Annotated in this window: 14 protein-coding genes, 5 tRNA genes and 1 pseudogene; 8 read left to right on the forward strand and 12 right to left on the reverse strand. The window is 61.8% G+C overall.

Annotation, left to right across the window (positions count from 1 at the left end; translation table 11 throughout):
- The first annotated feature begins 127 nt into the window (after nucleotides 1-127).
- Together ACF8EF_RS23365 and ACF8EF_RS23370 are read left to right on the forward strand one after the other, a co-directional pair.
- Complete coding sequence (locus ACF8EF_RS23365) at nucleotides 128-1384, forward strand: hypothetical protein (protein ID WP_392529368.1); 1257 nt, start codon at nucleotides 128-130, stop codon at nucleotides 1382-1384.
- A gap of 8 nt (nucleotides 1385-1392) precedes the next feature.
- Nucleotides 1393-2115, forward strand: coding sequence for a hypothetical protein (locus tag ACF8EF_RS23370; protein ID WP_392460488.1), 723 nt, complete (start codon nucleotides 1393-1395; stop codon nucleotides 2113-2115).
- Nucleotides 2116-2282: 167 nt separating this feature from the next.
- On the opposite strand, the gene ACF8EF_RS23375 is transcribed toward ACF8EF_RS23370, so the two are convergent.
- The 5 genes from ACF8EF_RS23375 to ACF8EF_RS23395 all read right to left on the reverse strand — a co-directional run bounded on the left by ACF8EF_RS23375 (nucleotide 2283) and on the right by ACF8EF_RS23395 (nucleotide 2844).
- Nucleotides 2283-2358 (reverse strand) — tRNA-Gly (locus ACF8EF_RS23375).
- A gap of 85 nt (nucleotides 2359-2443) precedes the next feature.
- Nucleotides 2444-2519, reverse strand: a tRNA-Gly gene (locus tag ACF8EF_RS23380).
- A gap of 3 nt (nucleotides 2520-2522) precedes the next feature.
- Nucleotides 2523-2598, reverse strand: a tRNA-Glu gene (locus ACF8EF_RS23385).
- 92 nt (nucleotides 2599-2690) lie between these two features.
- A tRNA-Gly gene (locus ACF8EF_RS23390) sits at nucleotides 2691-2766 on the reverse strand.
- Between the two features lie 2 nt (nucleotides 2767-2768).
- Nucleotides 2769-2844, reverse strand: a tRNA-Glu gene (locus ACF8EF_RS23395).
- A gap of 333 nt (nucleotides 2845-3177) precedes the next feature.
- Between ACF8EF_RS23395 and ACF8EF_RS23400 the strand changes: the two genes are divergently transcribed.
- Nucleotides 3178-3945 (forward strand): hypothetical protein, encoded by a 768-nt coding sequence (locus ACF8EF_RS23400; RefSeq protein ID WP_176685765.1) that lies wholly within the window; start codon nucleotides 3178-3180, stop codon nucleotides 3943-3945.
- Between the two features lie 237 nt (nucleotides 3946-4182).
- On the opposite strand, the gene ACF8EF_RS23405 is transcribed toward ACF8EF_RS23400, so the two are convergent.
- Nucleotides 4183-4665 (reverse strand): GAF domain-containing protein, encoded by a 483-nt coding sequence (locus ACF8EF_RS23405; RefSeq protein ID WP_176685764.1) that lies wholly within the window; start codon nucleotides 4663-4665, stop codon nucleotides 4183-4185.
- Entirely contained in the window at nucleotides 4666-5553 is an 888-nt protein-coding gene (locus ACF8EF_RS23410; protein WP_176685763.1) for an ATP-binding protein, read from the reverse strand.
- A 203-nt stretch (nucleotides 5554-5756) separates the two neighbouring features.
- Between ACF8EF_RS23410 and ACF8EF_RS23415 the strand changes: the two genes are divergently transcribed.
- On the forward strand, nucleotides 5757-8114 hold the full coding sequence (locus tag ACF8EF_RS23415; protein ID WP_392529370.1) for a response regulator: 2358 nt from the start codon (nucleotides 5757-5759) through the stop codon (nucleotides 8112-8114).
- Here the strand turns inward: ACF8EF_RS23415 and ACF8EF_RS23420 are convergent.
- Together ACF8EF_RS23420 and msrB are read right to left on the reverse strand one after the other, a co-directional pair.
- Nucleotides 8104-8592, reverse strand: coding sequence for a glutathione peroxidase (locus tag ACF8EF_RS23420; protein ID WP_176685761.1), 489 nt, complete (start codon nucleotides 8590-8592; stop codon nucleotides 8104-8106). The two genes, ACF8EF_RS23415 and ACF8EF_RS23420, sit on opposite strands and share 11 nt — an antisense overlap.
- A gap of 13 nt (nucleotides 8593-8605) precedes the next feature.
- A complete protein-coding gene (gene msrB / locus ACF8EF_RS23425; RefSeq protein ID WP_176685760.1) occupies nucleotides 8606-9001 on the reverse strand; it encodes a peptide-methionine (R)-S-oxide reductase MsrB in 396 nt (131 codons plus the stop codon).
- Between the two features lie 167 nt (nucleotides 9002-9168).
- Here msrB and ACF8EF_RS23430 point away from each other — a divergent pair, with 167 nt between their 5' ends.
- Together ACF8EF_RS23430 and htpX are read left to right on the forward strand one after the other, a co-directional pair.
- Entirely contained in the window at nucleotides 9169-10380 is a 1212-nt protein-coding gene (locus ACF8EF_RS23430; RefSeq protein WP_003247100.1) for a pyridoxal phosphate-dependent aminotransferase, read from the forward strand.
- A gap of 514 nt (nucleotides 10381-10894) precedes the next feature.
- Nucleotides 10895-11782, forward strand: a complete 888-nt coding sequence (htpX, locus tag ACF8EF_RS23435; protein ID WP_010952899.1) for a protease HtpX — start codon at nucleotides 10895-10897, stop codon at nucleotides 11780-11782.
- 178 nt (nucleotides 11783-11960) lie between these two features.
- Here htpX and ACF8EF_RS23440 read toward each other — a convergent pair whose 3' ends face one another.
- Nucleotides 11961-12611 carry a thiopurine S-methyltransferase gene (locus tag ACF8EF_RS23440; protein WP_392460636.1) on the reverse strand — a complete coding sequence of 217 codons (651 nt, stop codon included), beginning with the start codon at nucleotides 12609-12611 and terminating at the stop codon, nucleotides 11961-11963.
- A gap of 101 nt (nucleotides 12612-12712) precedes the next feature.
- On the opposite strand from ACF8EF_RS23440, the gene ACF8EF_RS23445 reads away from it, so the two are divergent.
- Nucleotides 12713-13480, forward strand: coding sequence for a class III extradiol ring-cleavage dioxygenase (locus tag ACF8EF_RS23445; protein ID WP_176685758.1), 768 nt, complete (start codon nucleotides 12713-12715; stop codon nucleotides 13478-13480).
- 129 nt (nucleotides 13481-13609) lie between these two features.
- Here the strand turns inward: ACF8EF_RS23445 and ACF8EF_RS23450 are convergent.
- Together ACF8EF_RS23450 and ACF8EF_RS23455 are read right to left on the reverse strand one after the other, a co-directional pair.
- A pseudogene (locus tag ACF8EF_RS23450) lies at nucleotides 13610-15323 on the reverse strand (DEAD/DEAH box helicase).
- A gap of 317 nt (nucleotides 15324-15640) precedes the next feature.
- Entirely contained in the window at nucleotides 15641-16396 is a 756-nt protein-coding gene (locus ACF8EF_RS23455) for a spermidine synthase (protein ID WP_010952896.1), read from the reverse strand.
- 116 nt (nucleotides 16397-16512) lie between these two features.
- Here ACF8EF_RS23455 and ACF8EF_RS23460 point away from each other — a divergent pair, with 116 nt between their 5' ends.
- Nucleotides 16513-17859, forward strand: coding sequence for a class II 3-deoxy-7-phosphoheptulonate synthase (locus ACF8EF_RS23460; protein WP_003247094.1), 1347 nt, complete (start codon nucleotides 16513-16515; stop codon nucleotides 17857-17859).
- The last annotated feature ends 284 nt before the right edge of the window (nucleotides 17860-18143 follow it).

Consider the following 18143-nt stretch of genomic DNA (forward strand, 5'->3'; position numbering starts at 1 on the left):
CTGAACACCTAGCAAAACTGACAGGTGTCAACACACGAAACTTCCACTACTGTCGACACGTATTCGGCACGCGCAGCCCCTGACTTACAGCGCCCGCCCCCTGACAAGCAGAGTGAGAACGTTCATTATGAGTACGGAATCTTCACTGCATTCCAACGCCCTTAACTTCATGAGTTTCATGGAGAGCGGTGTCGACAGCCGCACCGGACAATACACACTGTCCATAAAACTTCCCGAGTTGGGCGCCAATTACTTCTCCGGCCCCGAACTTGAACTCAGCCTAAACTTCAACCCGCTCAATACGATTGATTCGGGTTGGGGGCGGGGATGGAATCTGTCACTGACGCAGTTCGCACCGCACACACAGGTCATCACCACCTACAGCGGTGAATCATTCAAAGTGACCGGTAGTTCGGGCTCACGCTTGCAAATGCAGGAGCAACGGCTGGCGCACTTTCACTTCTACCGCGAACCTGCCGGGCCAGGCGGGAATGCGCGCTATCGCGTGGTGCACCGTTCAGGCCTGGTGGAAATCCTCGAAGAAATGGGTAGCGCGATCGGGCGTATCGCCCTGCCCGTGGAGATCTACTCGGCCACGGGGCACAGGATCGACCTCCAGTACCAACCGTTCAACTCGTCTTACATGATGCTCTGCTCGATCAGCGACGAGCGTGAGGAGATCCTGCTGGAAATCGAACGCGACGATGGCCGCATCGAATTGCGCGAGCGCCCTTATCAGGGTGACAACGGCCAGCCCGTAGCCCTTTATGCGATGAACCTGATCAATACTGACTGGGTCACATCGATCGTTCTGCCAACCCGTGAGCTGGCCAGCTGGCGCCTGGATTACGCCCTGGTGAACGGGTTGTTGTGCGTGAGCAAGGTCGAGCCCCCGACCGGTGCCCGTGAATATCTCTATTACCAGGACCGTGGCCATCTGTTCCCCGGTGACGCCCGGCCAGCCCTGCCGCGCGTGACCCGGCACGTCATCGAACCGCGCGGTGGCCAACCTGCGTTCCAGCGAACCTATACCTACCCGGGCTCCAACAACTTTCTGGGTTACGGCGCCGGGATCGGTTGGTCTGACAATGGGCTGGACAACCTCTACGAGTCGAAACGGTACGACTTTGAGTATCAAACGGTCGAAACCTTGCGCGACCACAATGGCACAGCACTGCGCGACATCACACGCACCTTCAACCGCTTCCATCTGCTGACCTCGACCAGAACCGTGCAGAACAACTGCGTACATGAAGTCACCATGCAGTACAACATCAAGGACGCCCCCTTCGATCAACAGGTGTCGACCCTGCAAATGCCGATCAAGGAGCAGACACGCTGGTCGCTGGCGGACAACATCACGCGTACCCCCAGCGTGCGCTAGCGGTCGCGTTGGAGTCCGACCCTTCCCCGCCACCACGCGAATTGCCACCGCCACACATCAAGGAGGCGAAGGGCAGCGATTACCAAAGCACGCTGGAACCTGGCAACGCATTCGACGGCGTCACATTCGTCATACCCGACGGGGCAGAAATCCGGCCGAATGAGACTGTCACCGTATTCTGGGGCCAACCCGGGACGCTCGGCGGTTACTCCACCAACACGCCCATATCGCCAGGCGCACTTGAATACCTGATCCCCAGCCTATATGTGCCGCCGCACATGGGCGGCCGGGTGGAACTGTATTACCAAATCGACAAGCCTGACGTGCCCCCCTCGCCTTCGCACTATGTCACGGTGCGGAAAATCGAAGGACTGCCAATCGTGCAGTGCAGTGATATCCGCAACCGCGCACTGAACCTGCGCACACTGGGCGAAAGCACCACCTTTACCCTGGAAAGCTGGCCGTTCCGGCATACGTCGCAATTCGTCAACGCCTGGATCGACGGGGTGGAAAGCGGCAACGTCACTCGGGAAATCAGGCTGCCGATTGCCACCGCGCTGCCTGTACCCAGCGAAACGGGCGTGATGGTGCTGGGTAGCGTCACGAAAACCGAACTGTTGAGGCTGGCAATCAACTATCAGTTCCGGGTGTCGGTTGAAGTGTCGTTCGACGATAAGCTGAGCTGGTTGAAATTTCCCGATGCGGCAGCCCAACTGGAAGACAAGCCGTAGCCCGATGCAAAAAAAAACGCCACCCGAAAGAGTGGCGTTTTTTGCAGTTGAAGCCAAATGTCGGGATGACCATGGATCCCGATGGCTTTGACTGAAACGAAAAAAGACGCCGAAGCGTCTATTTCCGAGGATCTACAGACTTCCGTGGAAGGTTGTAAATCTTGATTTGGAGCGGGAAACGAGACTCGAACTCGCGACCCCGACCTTGGCAAGGTCGTGCTCTACCAACTGAGCTATTCCCGCATTGTGAAACTTTACCGCTTTCGGCGTGAAGCGCCTTGAAGACCTTCACCACCACTGCACCGCATAGACGCCACAGTATTTAAACTGGAGCGGGAAACGAGACTCGAACTCGCGACCCCGACCTTGGCAAGGTCGTGCTCTACCAACTGAGCTATTCCCGCATTTGGCGTCCCCTAGGGGACTCGAACCCCTGTTACCGCCGTGAAAGGGCGGTGTCCTAGGCCACTAGACGAAGGGGACACACAACACTTTTCAGTGCACCAGAACATGAACCTCACGATTCAGCCTGGATTTTCTTTTCCTGCCCCGCCGCTAAGCAGTGCCGGAGAAACTGGAGCGGGAAACGAGACTCGAACTCGCGACCCCGACCTTGGCAAGGTCGTGCTCTACCAACTGAGCTATTCCCGCATTGGCGTCCCCTAGGGGACTCGAACCCCTGTTACCGCCGTGAAAGGGCGGTGTCCTAGGCCACTAGACGAAGGGGACACGCTGCTGGCATTACTGCCTGCTTTCACTCCCTGCTGCGTTTCGCTGTGTGCTTTACGCTGCAAGTGGCGCGCATTCTATGGATGGTTCGGGAAGGCGTCAACCCCTTTGTAGAAATTTATTTAAATCAATGACTTCCGGGTACACCCAGCGCTGTTTTGGTGCGCCTGCCGGGGTTTGCCGTTGATTTTCTGGCGTCAAGTCAGCATTAATGTGCCAGCATCCAGTCATGGCACAGTTTGCCGATAGAAAAAGAGAATGGCTGTCAGGGCCTCTCGCGAGCACGCTCGCTCCTACACTCAATCATGCAAACCTATTCATGAGGCATTAACGGTGACACCACTTCTGATCACCCTGCTCATCGTGGCGGGCATCGCGTTGCTGATCGTGATCGGCTACCTCAACAATGTGGTCGAAAATGGCAAGCTTGAGCGCGCCCGGACGAAGATCGAGCTCGCCGACCGCCTGCGTCGCTGTGGCGAAATCACCGAGACGTTCCCCGGCCAGTTCATGACCCCGGCCCTCAAATTGCTGCTGACCCGCCTGGAGCTGAACCTCAACCAGCGCCTGCTGGCGGTGGACAAGCACAATGCCGAATTCAAGGCGCGCATCGCCGAACTGGAAGGGCTGATAGCCCTGGGCGACAAGATCCCGGTCAACAACCCCCCTAACCCGATCCACACCGAGATCAAGGCCAAGGACGTACGCTTCCTGCTGGAGGCGCTGCACAATCAGGTGACCCGCGCTGCACAGGAAGGCTTCTTGCCAACGACCGAGGCCAAACACTGGGTCAAGGAGATCCGCCATATCCTGGTGTTGTTGCATATCGAGTTCTTCAACAACCTGGGCCAGCAGGCCCTGCAGAAAGGCCAGCCTGGCCAGGCGCGCCTGGCCTTCGAGCGCGGCGTGCAATATCTGCGCAAGCAGCCCGAGCCGAAGGTGTATGAAGAGCAACTGACGTATCTTGAGAAACTGTTGGCCCGGGCCAATGCCCAGGTGATGGACCGCATGGCCCCGGCGGAAGGCGAGCACAACGAATTGACCGATGGGCTCAAGACCGATGAGGAAGAGACCTGGAAGAAGAAGGTGATCTACGACTGATTGGTTAACCTGTACCGGCCTCTTCGCTACTGGCGTATCAATGCCGTCGTAGGAGCGGGTTCACCCGCGAAGAGGCCGGGCCTGCTGGCCAATATTCCTGAGCATTCATCGTTGCAGCCACCACCGTATTCGCGGGTAAACCCGCTCCTACACCGGGGTGGACACACATCCCTGGTTGGACACAGGCCGTCGTAGGAGCGGGTTCACCCGCGAAGAGGCCGGCACAGGCAACACTGATCAGCAGTCAGTCAACGCCAGAAAGATCGCCGCCAACCGCTCCAGCCCCACCTGGTCCGCTTCGCTGAACCGCCCCACCGTCGGGCTGTCCAGATCCAGCACGCCAATCAACCTGTCGTCTTTCACCAACGGGATCACCAGCTCGCTGTTGGAGGCGCTGTCACAGGCAATGTGGCCCGGGAATGCATGTACATCCTCGACCCGCTGGGTCTGTCGCGTTGCCGCCGCGGCCCCGCACACACCTTTACTGAACGGAATACGCACACACGCCACCTGGCCCTGGAACGGGCCCAGCACCAGCTCTTCGTTGCGGTTGAGGTAGAACCCCGCCCAGTTCAGGTCGTCCACCTGGTTATACAGAAACGCCGAAAACTGCGCGGCATTGGCGATGAAGTCACGCTCGTCGGCGAACAGCGCCTGCACTTGCGCCGCCAGCAGATTGTAGCCGTCGAGGCCGGCGCCACTGGCATTGAGGTCGATCATTTACTTTTGCTCCAGCAATTGCAGCCCGACCCAATAGCGGGCGAACTGATAGGCACAACGGCCATTACGGTTACCGCGGCCGGTGGCCCAGCGCACGGCGAGGATGTCGAGTTCTTCGGTGCGTTGCCACACAAGGCCCGCAGGTTGTGCCAACTGGCCAATCCAGTGTTCCACAACATTCAGGAAGTGGTCCTGAGTGAACGGATAGAACGACAGCCACAGGCCAAAACGGTCAGACAGGGCAATCTTGTCCTCCACCGCTTCGCTGGGGTGCAGCTCGCCGTCCACACGCTTCCAGTTCTCGTTGTCGCTTTCCTTCTCGGGCACCAGGTGGCGGCGGTTGGAGGTGGCGTACAGCAGCACGTTGTCCGGGGCCTGCTCCAGCGAGCCGTCGAGCACGCTCTTGAGCACCCGGTAATCGCCCTCCCCGGCTTCGAACGACAGGTCGTCGCAGAACAGGATGAAACGTTGCGGCAGCTTCTGCAGCTGCTCGACCACCCGCGGCAGGTCGGCCAGGTGGTCACGCTCGATTTCGATCAGGCGCAGGCCGGCGCTGGCGTGCTCGGCCAGCAAAGCACGCACCAGCGACGACTTGCCGGTACCGCGCGAGCCCCACAGCAACGCGTGGTTGGCTGGCAGGCCGTTGATGAACTGGTGGGTGTTGCGGCCCAGTTGGTCGCGCTGTTTGTCGACGCCGATCAGATCGGTCAGACGGATGTCCAGGCTGACCTCCAGTGGCAGCAGGTAGCCGCTGCGGCCATCACGCTGCCAGCGCGCGGCCAGTGTGGTGGTCCAGTCGATGTGCGGGCGCTGTGCCGGCAACAGGGGTTCAAGACGCGCCAGTACCGATTCGGCGCGGTCCAGAAAAGCGATCAAGCGAGCGTCCATGACGACTCCTAACAATTTCAGTTTTTTGGGGGCCGCTGCGCGCCCCTTCGCGGGCTTGCCCGCTCCCACAGGGCTGCGTTCAGCCTGGGGCTAAGCTGTACCTGTGGGAGCGGGCAAGCCCGCGAAGGGGCGCAAAGCGGCCCCCGCTTGGCGATCAACTGAAATGAACAGACAGACCCACCAGCAGCCGGGGCTATTCGGCTATGCTTGCGCAGCGCAAGGAACGGGAAACCGGCTCGGGACTCATGGATATCAAGTTCACCAATCGCCTGTCATACAAGCAAGCCCGGTTGACAGTCCTGGTCGGCTTCATCCTGGGAACATTGCTCAGTCTCATCCAGATCGGCATCGATTATGCCAGCGAAGACGCGTCCATCAACCGTGAAGTGAGCGCGTTGCTGCAAATCAGCCAAAACCCGGCCTCGCGCATCGCCTACAACATCGACTCGGAGCTGGCGCTGGAGCTGACCCGCGGCCTGCTGCAGTCGCCGGCCGTCATCCGCGCACGGCTGATCGACAATAACGAAACGGTACTGGCCGATGTCGAGCGGCCAAAGCTTCAGGACCGCTACCGGCCACTCAGCGACTTCCTGTTCGGCGAGCAGCGCCAGTTCAAGGAACGCCTGTACCTGACCCACATGCCAGAGGAGTACCTGGGCACCCTGTACCTGGACATCGACACCTTCGCCTTCGGCAGCCGCTTTCTCGACCGTGCCGGCATCACCCTGCTCAATGGTTTTGCCCGCAGCCTGGTGCTGACCGGCATCCTGCTGGCGCTGTTCTACATGATGCTGACCAAGCCGCTGGTGACGGTGATCGGCGCACTCAGCGGCAGCGACCCGCGCAAACCCCGGCAAACTCGCCTGGAATGCCCACACGGACACGAGCATGACGAAATCGGCGTGCTGGTGAAGGTCGCCAACCAGCAGTTCGTCAGCATGGCCACCGAGATCGAACAGCGTCGCACCGCGGAAAACCGTCTGACCCAGTATCTGAACGAGCTGGAAGACATCGTGTCGGCGCGCACCAACGAGCTCAAGGCCAGCAACAGCAGCCTGAGCCTGTCCAATCAGGAGCTGGAACAAGCCCGTAGCCGAGCGCTGGACATGGCCCAGGCACGCGCCGCCTTCCTGGCCAACATGAGCCACGAAATCCGCACCCCGCTCAACGGCATGCTCGGCATGATCGCCCTGGCACTGGACAACCCGCTGCCCAGCGAGCAACGCCAGCAACTGGCGATCGCCCATGACTCGGGCAAGGTGCTGGTAGAGCTGCTGAACGATATTCTCGATTTGTCCAAGTTCGATGCCGGCCAACTGGAACTGGAACGCATTGCGTTCGACATGGGCTCGATGGTGGAAGACACCGCCAACCTGCTGTCGCAGAACACCGCGCAAAGCGTGGAGCTGACCTGCCTGATCGCCAGCGACTTCCCCAGCAGCGTGCTCGGCGACCCCACGCGTGTGCGGCAGATCGTCAGCAACCTGCTGTCCAACGCGCTGAAGTTCACCCGCTTTGGCCGCGTCGATGTGCGCTTGGTGGCCATTGTCGGCGGTGTGCGTCTGGAGGTACGGGATACCGGCATCGGCATCCCCGAAGACGCCCAGGCGCGCATCTTCCAGCCCTTCACCCAGGCCGGTGCCGGCATCACCCGCCAGTACGGTGGTACCGGCCTGGGCCTGGCGCTGACGCGCAACCTGTGCAAGGCCATGCAGGGCCACCTGCACATTCGCTCCGAGCCAGGCTTTGGCAGCTGTTTTACCGCCGAGTTGCCGTTGACCGTGCACACCGAAGCCATCCCGCCGGCGCCCTTGCATGGCCGCGTGGCAGCACTGAGCGCAGCCGGCAGCGGGCTCAGTGAACTGTTGCAGCACTTGCTGCCCGCCTGGGGCCTGACCTACCAGCGCCATGACAGTTGCGCCACGCTGGATGCCGGAGCGATCGACCTGTTGATCACCGACGACGTCGAGCACCTGTTCGAGCTGCGCCCGGCATTGAATACCCCGATTCTGCTGGTGACTGCCTACGGCAACTTCCTGCCCAACGAGCAGTCCTTGGCCTTGGCCCCGCTGCACCAGTTGGCCCGGCCATTGGCACGCAACGCCCTGTACCAGACCCTGCGCCGCACCTTGCAAGGCCATGAGCCCGAACACCCGCTGGCCATCCCGGCCATTACCCAGGAGCAAGGCCGTGCGAGGATTCTGCTGGTAGAGGACAACCCGGTGAACCAGCTGGTGGCCAAGGGCATGCTGGCCAAGCTCGGCTGCCAGGTGCAACTGGCCACCCAGGGCGCGGAGGCCCTTGAGCTGCTGGAGCGTGAGGAATTCGACCTGGTGCTGATGGACTGCAACATGCCGGTGATGGACGGCTACGAGGCCAGCCGGCGTATCCGCCAAAGCGGCCGCTGGCCCGCGTTGCCAATCGTCGCCCTCACCGCCAACGCGATGCCCGAAGAGCGCGAACGCTGCCGGGCGGCGGGCATGAACGACTACCTGGCCAAGCCATTCCGCCGCGAAGAGCTACTGGCCCTGGTCGACCACTGGGCACCCTTCAGCGGCTGAGCAAACGCTCGATGTCCGCCTCCAGAGCCTGTGGCTTGGTGGTGGGGGCATAGCGCTTGACCTGGCCACTGGCCGGGTCGACCAGAAACTTGGTGAAGTTCCATTTGATCTTCTGGCTACCCAGAATGCCCGGGCCGCGCCGCTTGAGTTCGACGAACAGAGGGTGAGCGCCCGGGCCGTTGACCTCGACCTTGCGAAACAGCGGGAAAGTCACGCCGAAATTACGCTCGCAGAACTGCGCAATTTCCCGCGCATCGCCAGGTTCCTGCTTGCCGAACTGGTTGCACGGAAAGCCCAGTACCACCAGGCCACGGTCGCGGTAGGCCTGCCACAGTTGCTCCAGGCCCTTGTACTGTGGGGTAAAACCGCACTGGCTGGCAGTATTGACCACCAACAGCACCTTGCCCGGGAAGTCGCCGAGCGTCTTGTGCTCGCCGCCAAGGGTCACGCAGGGTATGTTCAGCATCGTTGCAGCCATGATCGGGCTCCGGTCAGTCGCGCGGACGAAGGTCGATGCACACCGAGTTGATGCAGTAGCGCAGACCGGTCGGTGGTGGGCCGTCAGGGAACACATGCCCCAGGTGCGCATCGCAACGGGCGCAGGTGACTTCGGTGCGAATCATGCCGTGGGATGTGTCGCGGATCTCGATCATCGCACTGTCCTCGATCGGCGCGTAGAAGCTCGGCCAGCCGCAGCCGGCGTCGAACTTGGTCTGCGCATCGAACAGCGCCAGGCCGCAGCAGATGCAATGGTAGATGCCATCGCGGCGCTCGCTGTTGTACTTGCCGCTGAATGGCCGCTCGGTGCCCTTGAGGCGGCATACCTGGTACTGCTCGGGGTCGAGCATCGACCGCCATTCGTCCAGGGTTCTTTCGATCTTTTTCATGTAGGGACCTCGGCAGGCTGAATTTCACCCCACACCGTCTTTTCCGGGGCGCGGGTGGCACGTATATTAGTCGGCTTCGTGTGCCAGGCGTTCAGTCTGGCACCCGCTTCCTGCCCTTTCAAACCTTTCGGCGGGGCGTAGCGCGTTTTCTCAATCGGGATCCCATCATGCAGTTCAGCAAATCGAACAAGCTCGCCAATGTCTGCTACGACATTCGCGGCCCAGTGCTCAAGCACGCCAAACGCCTGGAGGAGGAAGGCCACCGCATCCTCAAGCTGAACATCGGCAACCCGGCGCCGTTTGGCTTCGAGGCGCCTGATGAAATCCTGCAGGATGTGATCCGCAACCTGCCTACCGCCCAGGGCTACAGCGACTCCAAAGGCCTGTTCAGCGCCCGCAAGGCGGTGATGCAGTACTGCCAGCAGAAGGAAATCGAAGGCGTCACCATCGAGGACATCTACCTGGGTAATGGTGTGTCCGAGCTGATCGTCATGTCGATGCAGGCGCTGCTCAACAACGGCGACGAAGTGCTGATCCCGGCCCCCGACTACCCGCTGTGGACAGCCGCCGTGAGCCTGGCCGGCGGCAAGCCGGTGCACTACCTGTGCGACGAGCAGGCCGACTGGTTCCCTGACCTCGAGGACATCAAGGCCAAGATCACCCCGAACACCAAGGCGCTGGTGATCATCAACCCGAACAACCCGACCGGCGCCGTCTACTCCAAAGAACTGCTGCTGGGCATGCTGGAACTCGCCCGCCAACACAACCTGGTGGTGTTCTCCGACGAGATCTACGACAAGATCCTATACGACGAAGCCGTGCACATCAGCACCGCCTCGCTGGCCCCGGACCTGCTGTGCCTGACCTTCAACGGCTTGTCCAAGTCGTACCGGGTGGCGGGTTTCCGTTCCGGCTGGCTGATCATCTCCGGGCCCAAGCACCACGCACACAGCTACATCGAAGGCATCGACATGCTGGCCAACATGCGCCTGTGCGCCAACGTGCCGGCCCAGCACGCCATCCAGACTGCGCTGGGCGGCTACCAGAGCATCAACGACCTGGTGCTGCCACCGGGGCGCCTGCTGGAGCAGCGCAACCGCACCTACGAACTGCTCAACGATATCCCCGGTGTCAGCTGCGTGAAGCCGATGGGGGCGCTGTATGCGTTCCCGCGGATCGACCCGAAGGTTTGCCCGATCCTCAACGACGAGAAGTTCGCCCTTGACCTGCTGCTGTCGGAGAAGCTGCTGATCGTACAAGGGACGGCGTTCAACTGGCCGTGGCCGGACCACTTCCGCGTGGTGACCTTGCCACGGGTGGATGACCTGGAAGCGGCAATTGGCCGGATCGGCAATTTCCTTAAGGGTTATTCGCAGTAGGGTTCGACGGGGGGCGACGACGAGAGTTTCGACGAGGGGTTCGACGAAAGGTTGATGGTGGGGCGTAGATCGAGCGCCGCCCGCGCGGCGCTTCGCGGGTAAACCCGCTCCTACGTTTGTTTCGGGCCAGTTCATCCTGTGCCAGGCGCGCGCGATCGCCTTGTTTGTACGACGCGATATCGAGCCATGCGCCAGGGCGTTCGCGCGCAAATCCCACAGGCATAATTGGCCCGAAACAAACGTAGGAGCGGGTTTACCCGCGAAGCGCCGCGCGGGCGGCGCTCGATCTCACAGGCGCCACACCACTTGCGGCAAACACCCAGCGGCCATGACGCAGCCCCCAAGCCGAATGTTTCTTACATCCTGCAACGCTCTATCCCACAGCCCGCAGGCCATCCTCTGCCATACTCCGCCGTACACAGTTTGAAATAGTCCCCCGATTGAATCGGCGCGGCAGGCCCCTTATATACCCCGCAGTAAGCGACAACTCATCCGTCAGGAGAACGTAACAACCATGATGCGCATTCTGTTGTTTGTAGCCACCAACCTCGCGGTGGTGCTGGTTGCAAGCATTACCCTGAGCCTGTTCGGTTTCAACGGGTTCATGGCCGCCAACGGGGTCGACCTGAACCTCAGCAGCCTGCTGGTGTTCTGCGCCGTGTTCGGCTTTGCCGGCTCCCTCGTCTCGCTGTTCATCTCCAAGTGGATGGCGAAGATGACCACCGGCACCCAGATCATCAGCCAACCGCGCACCCGCCACGAGCAGTGGCTGCTGCAAACGGTCGAAGAGCTGTCTCGCGAAGCGGGCATCAAAATGCCCGAAGTGGGTATCTTCCCGGCATACGAGGCCAACGCCTTCGCCACCGGCTGGAACCGCAACGACGCGCTGGTAGCGGTGTCTCAGGGCCTGCTGGAGCGCTTCTCGCCCGATGAAGTGCGTGCGGTACTGGCCCACGAGATCGGCCACGTTGCCAACGGCGACATGGTCACCCTGGCGCTGGTGCAGGGCGTGGTGAACACCTTCGTGATGTTCTTTGCACGTATCATCGGCAACTTTGTCGACAAGGTGATCTTCAAGAACGAAGAGGGCCAAGGCATTGCCTACTATGTCGCAACCATCGTTGCCGAGCTGATTCTTGGCATCCTGGCCAGCATGATCGTTATGTGGTTCTCGCGCCGCCGCGAATTCCGCGCCGACGAAGCCGGTGCGCAACTGGCCGGTACTGCGGCGATGATCGGCGCCCTGCAGCGCCTGCGCGTGGAACAAGGCCTGCCAGTGCACATGCCTGACACCATGAAGGCCTTCGGCATCAATGGCGGCCTCAAGCACGGCCTGGCCGGGTTGCTGATGAGCCACCCACCGCTGGAAGACCGCATCGAGGCCCTGCGTCAGCGCGGCTGATTCACCTGTTAAAAACAAAGGGCGACTTCGGTCGCCCTTTTTTATTCCCGGCCTTACGCAGCCTTCTGTGGGAGCGGGCGCGCCCGCGAACACCGGCAAAGCCGGTGCCTTCTACCGCGTCGCCTGTTTCGCGGGCGCGCCCGCTCCCACATGGGCCGCGTCAGCCTGCCATACCTGCTTATCGGCTTACCTGATACACCCGCTCCAACAAACTCAACGCCCCGGCCTGCATGAACTTCGGGCTGTCCTCAATCACCTCCACTGCCTCCAGCTGCTCCACCTGCCACCCCGCAAACCCCTGTCTCAGCTCTTCATCCCCGACCGAAAACGGCGGTCCGGCCAACAACGACTGGTCATACTCCAGCGTCACCACCAACCCACGGCAATTCGCCGGCAGCAAACCCGACAACAGCTGCATATACCGCCCACGCATCTGCAACGGCAGCGCAATCACCGCCGCCCGGTCATACAGCCCCGCACAGTCAGCGACATCTTCTGCTCGCAAGGCAAAGAAATCGCCACACCAGAGTTGCACATCTCCACTGCGCCAAACTTCAAATGCGCCCTGCTGCCGCACCTCGGGCTCAAGCCCGTGCTCACGGAAAAAATCCTCCACCGCCCGCCGCGACAGCTCTACACCCAATACGCGATAGCCCTGCCCAGCCAGCCAGGCCAGGTCCAGGCTCTTGCCGCACAGAGGCACCAGCACGCGGCTGCCCGGTGCCAACTGCAACAAGGGCCAGTACGTCTGCAGATAGGGGTTCACCTGCGCTTGGTGAAAGCCGATCTGGTTGTCGGCCCACCGCTGCTGCCAGAACGCTGGTTCCATGATCACTCCCGATTTTTAGATGATTTGTCGGTAAAACTTGGTTTGGATTTCGATCTGTAGTTAATCGATGATGGTTGCATCTTAACCTTCAGGACCCCGCCATGCTGCCCAGCCTGTTCATTTCCCATGGTTCCCCCATGCTTGCCCTGCAACCCGGCGCCAGCGGGCCGGCACTGTCCGGATTGGCCAACGCGCTGCCCCGGCCGAAAGCGATCGTGGTGGTGTCGGCACACTGGGAAAGCCGCGAGCTGCTGGTCACCGGCAGCGCACAGCCCGAAACCTGGCACGACTTCTACGGCTTCCCACCGGCCCTGTATGCGGTGCAGTACCCGGCGCCGGGCGAGCCCGGGCTTGCTGGCCAGGTCAGCGAGCGATTGAAGGCTGCGGGGTTACCCGCGCGGCTGGATATGCAACGCCCATTCGACCATGGCGCCTGGGTGCCGCTGTCGCTGATGTACCCGGATGCGCGCATTCCCGTGGTGCAGGTTTCACTACCCAGCCACATGGGGCCGGCGCTGCAGCTGAAGGTGGGCCAGGCACTGGCGGGGTTGCGTGCCGAGGATGTACTGCTGATGGGTTCGGGCAGCATTACCCACAACCTGGGTGAGCTGGACTGGCATGCGGGGCCGGATGTGATCGAGCCGTGGGCGATGGCGTTCAGGGATTGGGTGGTAGACCGACTGCAGGAGGATGACCAGGCGGCGTTGCTGGATTACCGGCAGCAGGCGCCGTTTGCGCTGCGCAACCATCCCAGTGATGAGCATTTGCTGCCGCTGTTCTTTGCCCTCGGGGCCGGGAGCAAGTTCGGCGTGGTGCATCAGGGGTTTACCCTGGGCGCGCTGGGGATGGACATCTATCGGTTCGACTGAAGGGCCTCTTCGCGGGCAAGCCCGCTCCTACATGTGGGGTACCTGTAGGAGCGGGCTTGCCCGCGAAAGGGCCGGTACAGGCAAAAAAAATCCCCGACCTAAGCCGGGGATTCTTTCATTACGCCAGGATCAATCCTCGCGGTAGCGACGCAGCTTCAACTGCTTGCCAGCCACGCGGGTGTCCTTGAGCTTGGACAGCAGCTTCTCGAGGCCGTCTTCCGGCAGCTCGACCAGGCTGAAGCTGTCGCGCACCTGGATGCGGCCGATAGCGTCACGCGCCAGGCCACCTTCGTTGAGGATCGCACCCAGCAGGTTCTTGGCAGCGATGCCATCACGGGCACCCAGGGCGGTACGGCAACGCACGCGGCCTTCGGCCAACGGCAGCGGCGCACGACGCTCACGGTCACCACGGTCAGGGCGCTCGCCACGCTCACCGCGCTCGGTACGCTCACCACGCGGGGCAAAGCTCGGTACCAGCGGCTGCTCACGCTCTACCGCCGCCAGGTCCAGCGCCTGGCCATTGGTGGCCTTGCGCAGCAGGGCCGAAGCCAGTGCACGCGCGCTGCAACCCAGGTCGGTGGTCAGGCGGTCGAACAGCTCGCCGTGGGTGGCTTCTGCTTCGGCTACCAGCGGCGCCAGGCTCGAGGTCAGCTTCTTGATGCGGGCATCCAGCACGGCCTGTGCATTAGGCAGGCGCGCTTCGGCAACCTTCTGCCCGGTTACACGCTCGATCACCTGCAGCATGCGGCGCTCACGCGGGGTAACCAGCAACAGTGCACGGCCATCGCGACCGGCACGGCCAGTACGGCCGATACGGTGTACGTAGGACTCCGGGTCGTACGGCATGTCGACGTTGAATACGTGAGTGATGCGCGGTACGTCCAGGCCACGGGCAGCGACGTCGGTGGCGACGACGATGTCCAGGCGGCCATCCTTGAGCGAGTCGATCACACGCTCACGCTGGTTCTGGGCGATGTCGCCGTTCAGTGCAGCAGCCTTGTAGCCTTTGGCTTCCAGCGCGGCGGCCAGGTCCAGGGTGGCTTGCTTGGTACGTACGAAGGCGATCAGCGCGTCGAACTCTTCCACTTCCAGCAGACGCAGCACAGCCGGGATCTTCTGGTCCGCGTGGACCATCAGGTGGGCCTGCTCGATCGCGGTAACGGTCTGGGTCTTGGTCTGGATCTTGACGTGCTTGGGTTCACGCAGGTGACGCTCGGCGATCGAACGGATCGACGACGGCAGGGTTGCGGAGAACAGTACGGTCTGACGGGTAGCCGGGATTGCGTCGAAGATCACTTCGAGGTCATCCATGAAGCCCAGCTTCAGCATCTCGTCGGCTTCGTCCAGTACCAGGTACTGTACGGTCGACAAGACTTTTTCGTCACGACGCAGGTGGTCGCACAGACGGCCCGGGGTGGCCACGACGATTTGCGCGCCGTTGCGGATCGCACGCAACTGTGGGCCCATCGGGGCACCACCGTAGACGGCGACAACGTTCACGCCCGGCATCTGCTTGGCGTAGGTTTCGAAAGCGGTAGCAACTTGCAGCGCCAACTCACGGGTTGGCGCCAGGATCAGGGCTTGCGGTTCGCGCTTGCTCACATCGATCTTGTTCAGGATCGGCAGGGCGAAGGCAGCGGTTTTGCCGGTGCCAGTCTGCGCCTGGCCGATCATGTCGTGACCGGCGAGGATGATCGGGATCGATTGTTGCTGAATGGCGGACGGCTCTTCATAGCCGGTAGCCACAACGGCAGCAACAATGTTCGGATTAAGATCGAGAGCGGCGAAGCCGCCGGTTTCCTGGGTCATGGGTCTGCCTCTAGGTGCATCCGCAAAGACCCATGCTCCAAAGCTGCACATGCCTTGAAAGACCGTCAGGTCACCCAGGCAGCTTTGGCGGCGGGGATTTGCGAAAACGATTGAAAAAGAAAACTTGGGAAGGTCCGCCTAGCGGACGCGCAGCCGAAGCTGGACTCGGAGGATTTGCACCACCTGATTTTGAGGTCCGCTAAAAGACCGGCGCGTACTATACCTGAAATAGTCACGTACGTGAGGAAAATTTTCACGGGTGCAGGGCCAGCATCGGGCCACCAAGCACGACAGGCTGAATCGATAATCCCCTGAAGCCGTGCGCGCTCGGTGTCGCAGCGGTTGAGCCTTTCAGGTAGCCGGCCGAATCTCGCGGATCAGCCCATCGAGGCTGTACCCCAAACGGGGCGCCAGCGCTTCGGCCCGGGCTCTCAAACCGTCCAGGTCCAGCGACTGCTCCAGGTCTGCCGGCACCAACAGAATCACATTACCCTCCTTCACAGGCAGTTCCCAGTAATGCCGGTGGTACAACCCGCGCAACAACGCCGCGCCCAGCGGCCTGCCATCATCGGTGGCCCACTGGTTGATCACCAGCCAGCCGCCCGGGTTCAGGTGTTGCTGGCAGTTTTCCAGAAAGTTCCACGCCAGGTGCCCGACCCCAGGACCATGGTCGGTGTACAAGTCAACGAACAGCAGGTCGGCCTTCTCTGCCGTGGGCAGCAACTCCAGGGCATCACCGATGCGCACATACAGCCGTGGGTCGTCGTCCAGGCCCAGGTAATCCATGGCCAGGCGCGGCACATCCGGGCGCAGCTCGATGGCCTCGATGTCTTCCAACGGCAGGAACTTCATGCAGGCCTGGGTCAGCGTGCCGGCGCCCAGGCCCAGAAACAGCGCGCTCTCCGGCGATTCGTGGCACAGCGCCCCCACCAGCATGGCGCGGGTATAGTCGTACTCCAGCCAGCTGGGGTCGGCCGTGAACACACAGCTTTGCTCGATCGCATCGCCGAACTCCAGAAAGCGGTAGTCGTCTACTTCGTACACGCTGATGACGCCAAAAGCATCCTCCACCCGTGCCAGCAGCCGCTCTTGCCGTTCCGCCGTCATGTCCACCACCCACCTGCGCAAAAACGCGCATTGTCCGCCAACACCCTGGATGCAACAAGCGCAGCGCCAACTGTTACCATGGCCCATAGCCTACAACCGACAAGACCGAGCCCAAGATGAACCAACCGTGGAGCCCCGACAGCTGGCGCGCCCTGCCGATCCAGCAGCAACCGACCTACCCCGATGCCGCGCACCTGCTGAAGGTTGAACAGACCCTGGCCAGCTACCCACCGCTGGTGTTCGCGGGTGAGGCGCGCGAGCTGCGCCGGCAGTTTGCCGAAGTCACTGAAGGGCGTGCCTTCCTGCTTCAGGGCGGCGATTGCGCCGAGAGCTTCGCCGAGTTCTCGGCTGCAAAAATCCGCGACACCTTCAAGGTGCTGCTGCAAATGGCCATTGTCATGACCTTTGCCGCCGGCTGCCCGGTAGTGAAAGTGGGGCGTATGGCCGGGCAGTTCGCCAAACCCCGCTCATCTGGCGATGAAACCATCGGCGACATCACCCTCCCCGCCTACCGTGGCGACATCGTCAACGGCATCGGTTTCGACGCCAAAAGCCGCATTCCGGACCCGGAGCGGCTGCTGCAGGCCTACCACCAGGCCACCGCCAGCCTCAACTTGCTGCGCGCGTTCGCCCAGGGCGGGTTTGCCGACCTGCACCAGGTGCACAAGTGGAACCTGGACTTCATCGCCAACTCGGCGCTGGCCGACAAGTACCACCAGTTGGCCAATCGCATCGATGAAACCCTGGCGTTCATGCGTGCCTGTGGCCTGGACAGTGCGCCGCAACTGCGCGAAACCAGCTTCTTCACGGCCCACGAGGCGCTGCTGCTGAACTATGAAGAAGCCTTCGTGCGCCAGGACAGCCTGACCGGCGACTACTACGACTGCTCGGCGCACATGCTGTGGATCGGCGACCGCACCCGCCAGCTCGATGGGGCCCATGTGGAGTTCCTGCGTGGCGTGCACAACCCGATTGGGGTCAAGGTTGGCCCGAGCATGAACCCCGAAGAGCTGATCCGCCTGATCGACACGCTCAACCCGGCCAATGACCCGGGGCGTTTGAACCTGATCGTGCGCATGGGCGCGGGCAAGGTTGGCGACCACTTGCCGGGGCTGATCCGCACGGTCGAGCGCGAGGGGCGCAAGGTGCTGTGGAGTTCCGATCCGATGCACGGCAACACCATCAAGGCCAGCAGCGGTTACAAGACCCGCGATTTTGCGCAGATTCTGGATGAGGTGAAGCAGTTCTTCCAGGTGCACCAGGCTGAGGGCAGCCATGCCGGCGGTATCCATATCGAGATGACTGGGCAGAACGTCACCGAATGCATCGGTGGTGCCCGGCCGATCACCGAGGATGCGTTGTCTGACCGGTATCACACTCATTGTGATCCGCGGATGAATGCTGATCAGTCGCTGGAGTTGGCGTTCCTGATTGCCGAAACCCTCAAGCAGGTGCGGCGCTGAGCGCTTTGCGCTTTTCGCTTTTCGCTTTTGATCTTGCTTCTAAGCGCGCGGTAGTCCAGGCGACGCAGATTGCGACTTCAGGAGGCCGAGTGGAGGCCTTGCGGAGGGAGATGACGGGCATGGATGCCCGTCAAGCGCTGAGGCCCCATGGATGGGGCCTGCAGCGCGTGCTCCCGGGAGCAAGGCCGGAGCGAGGGGACCCCGGAGCGTAGCGTAGGGGCCGGATGATGGGAGCCGACGGTTTTTGGTCCCTTTTTGCCACGACAAAAAGGGACCCGCCGTAA

It is taken from the genome of Pseudomonas sp. zjy_15, from assembly GCF_043101865.1.
GTDB lineage: Bacteria > Pseudomonadota > Gammaproteobacteria > Pseudomonadales > Pseudomonadaceae > Aquipseudomonas > Aquipseudomonas putida_Y.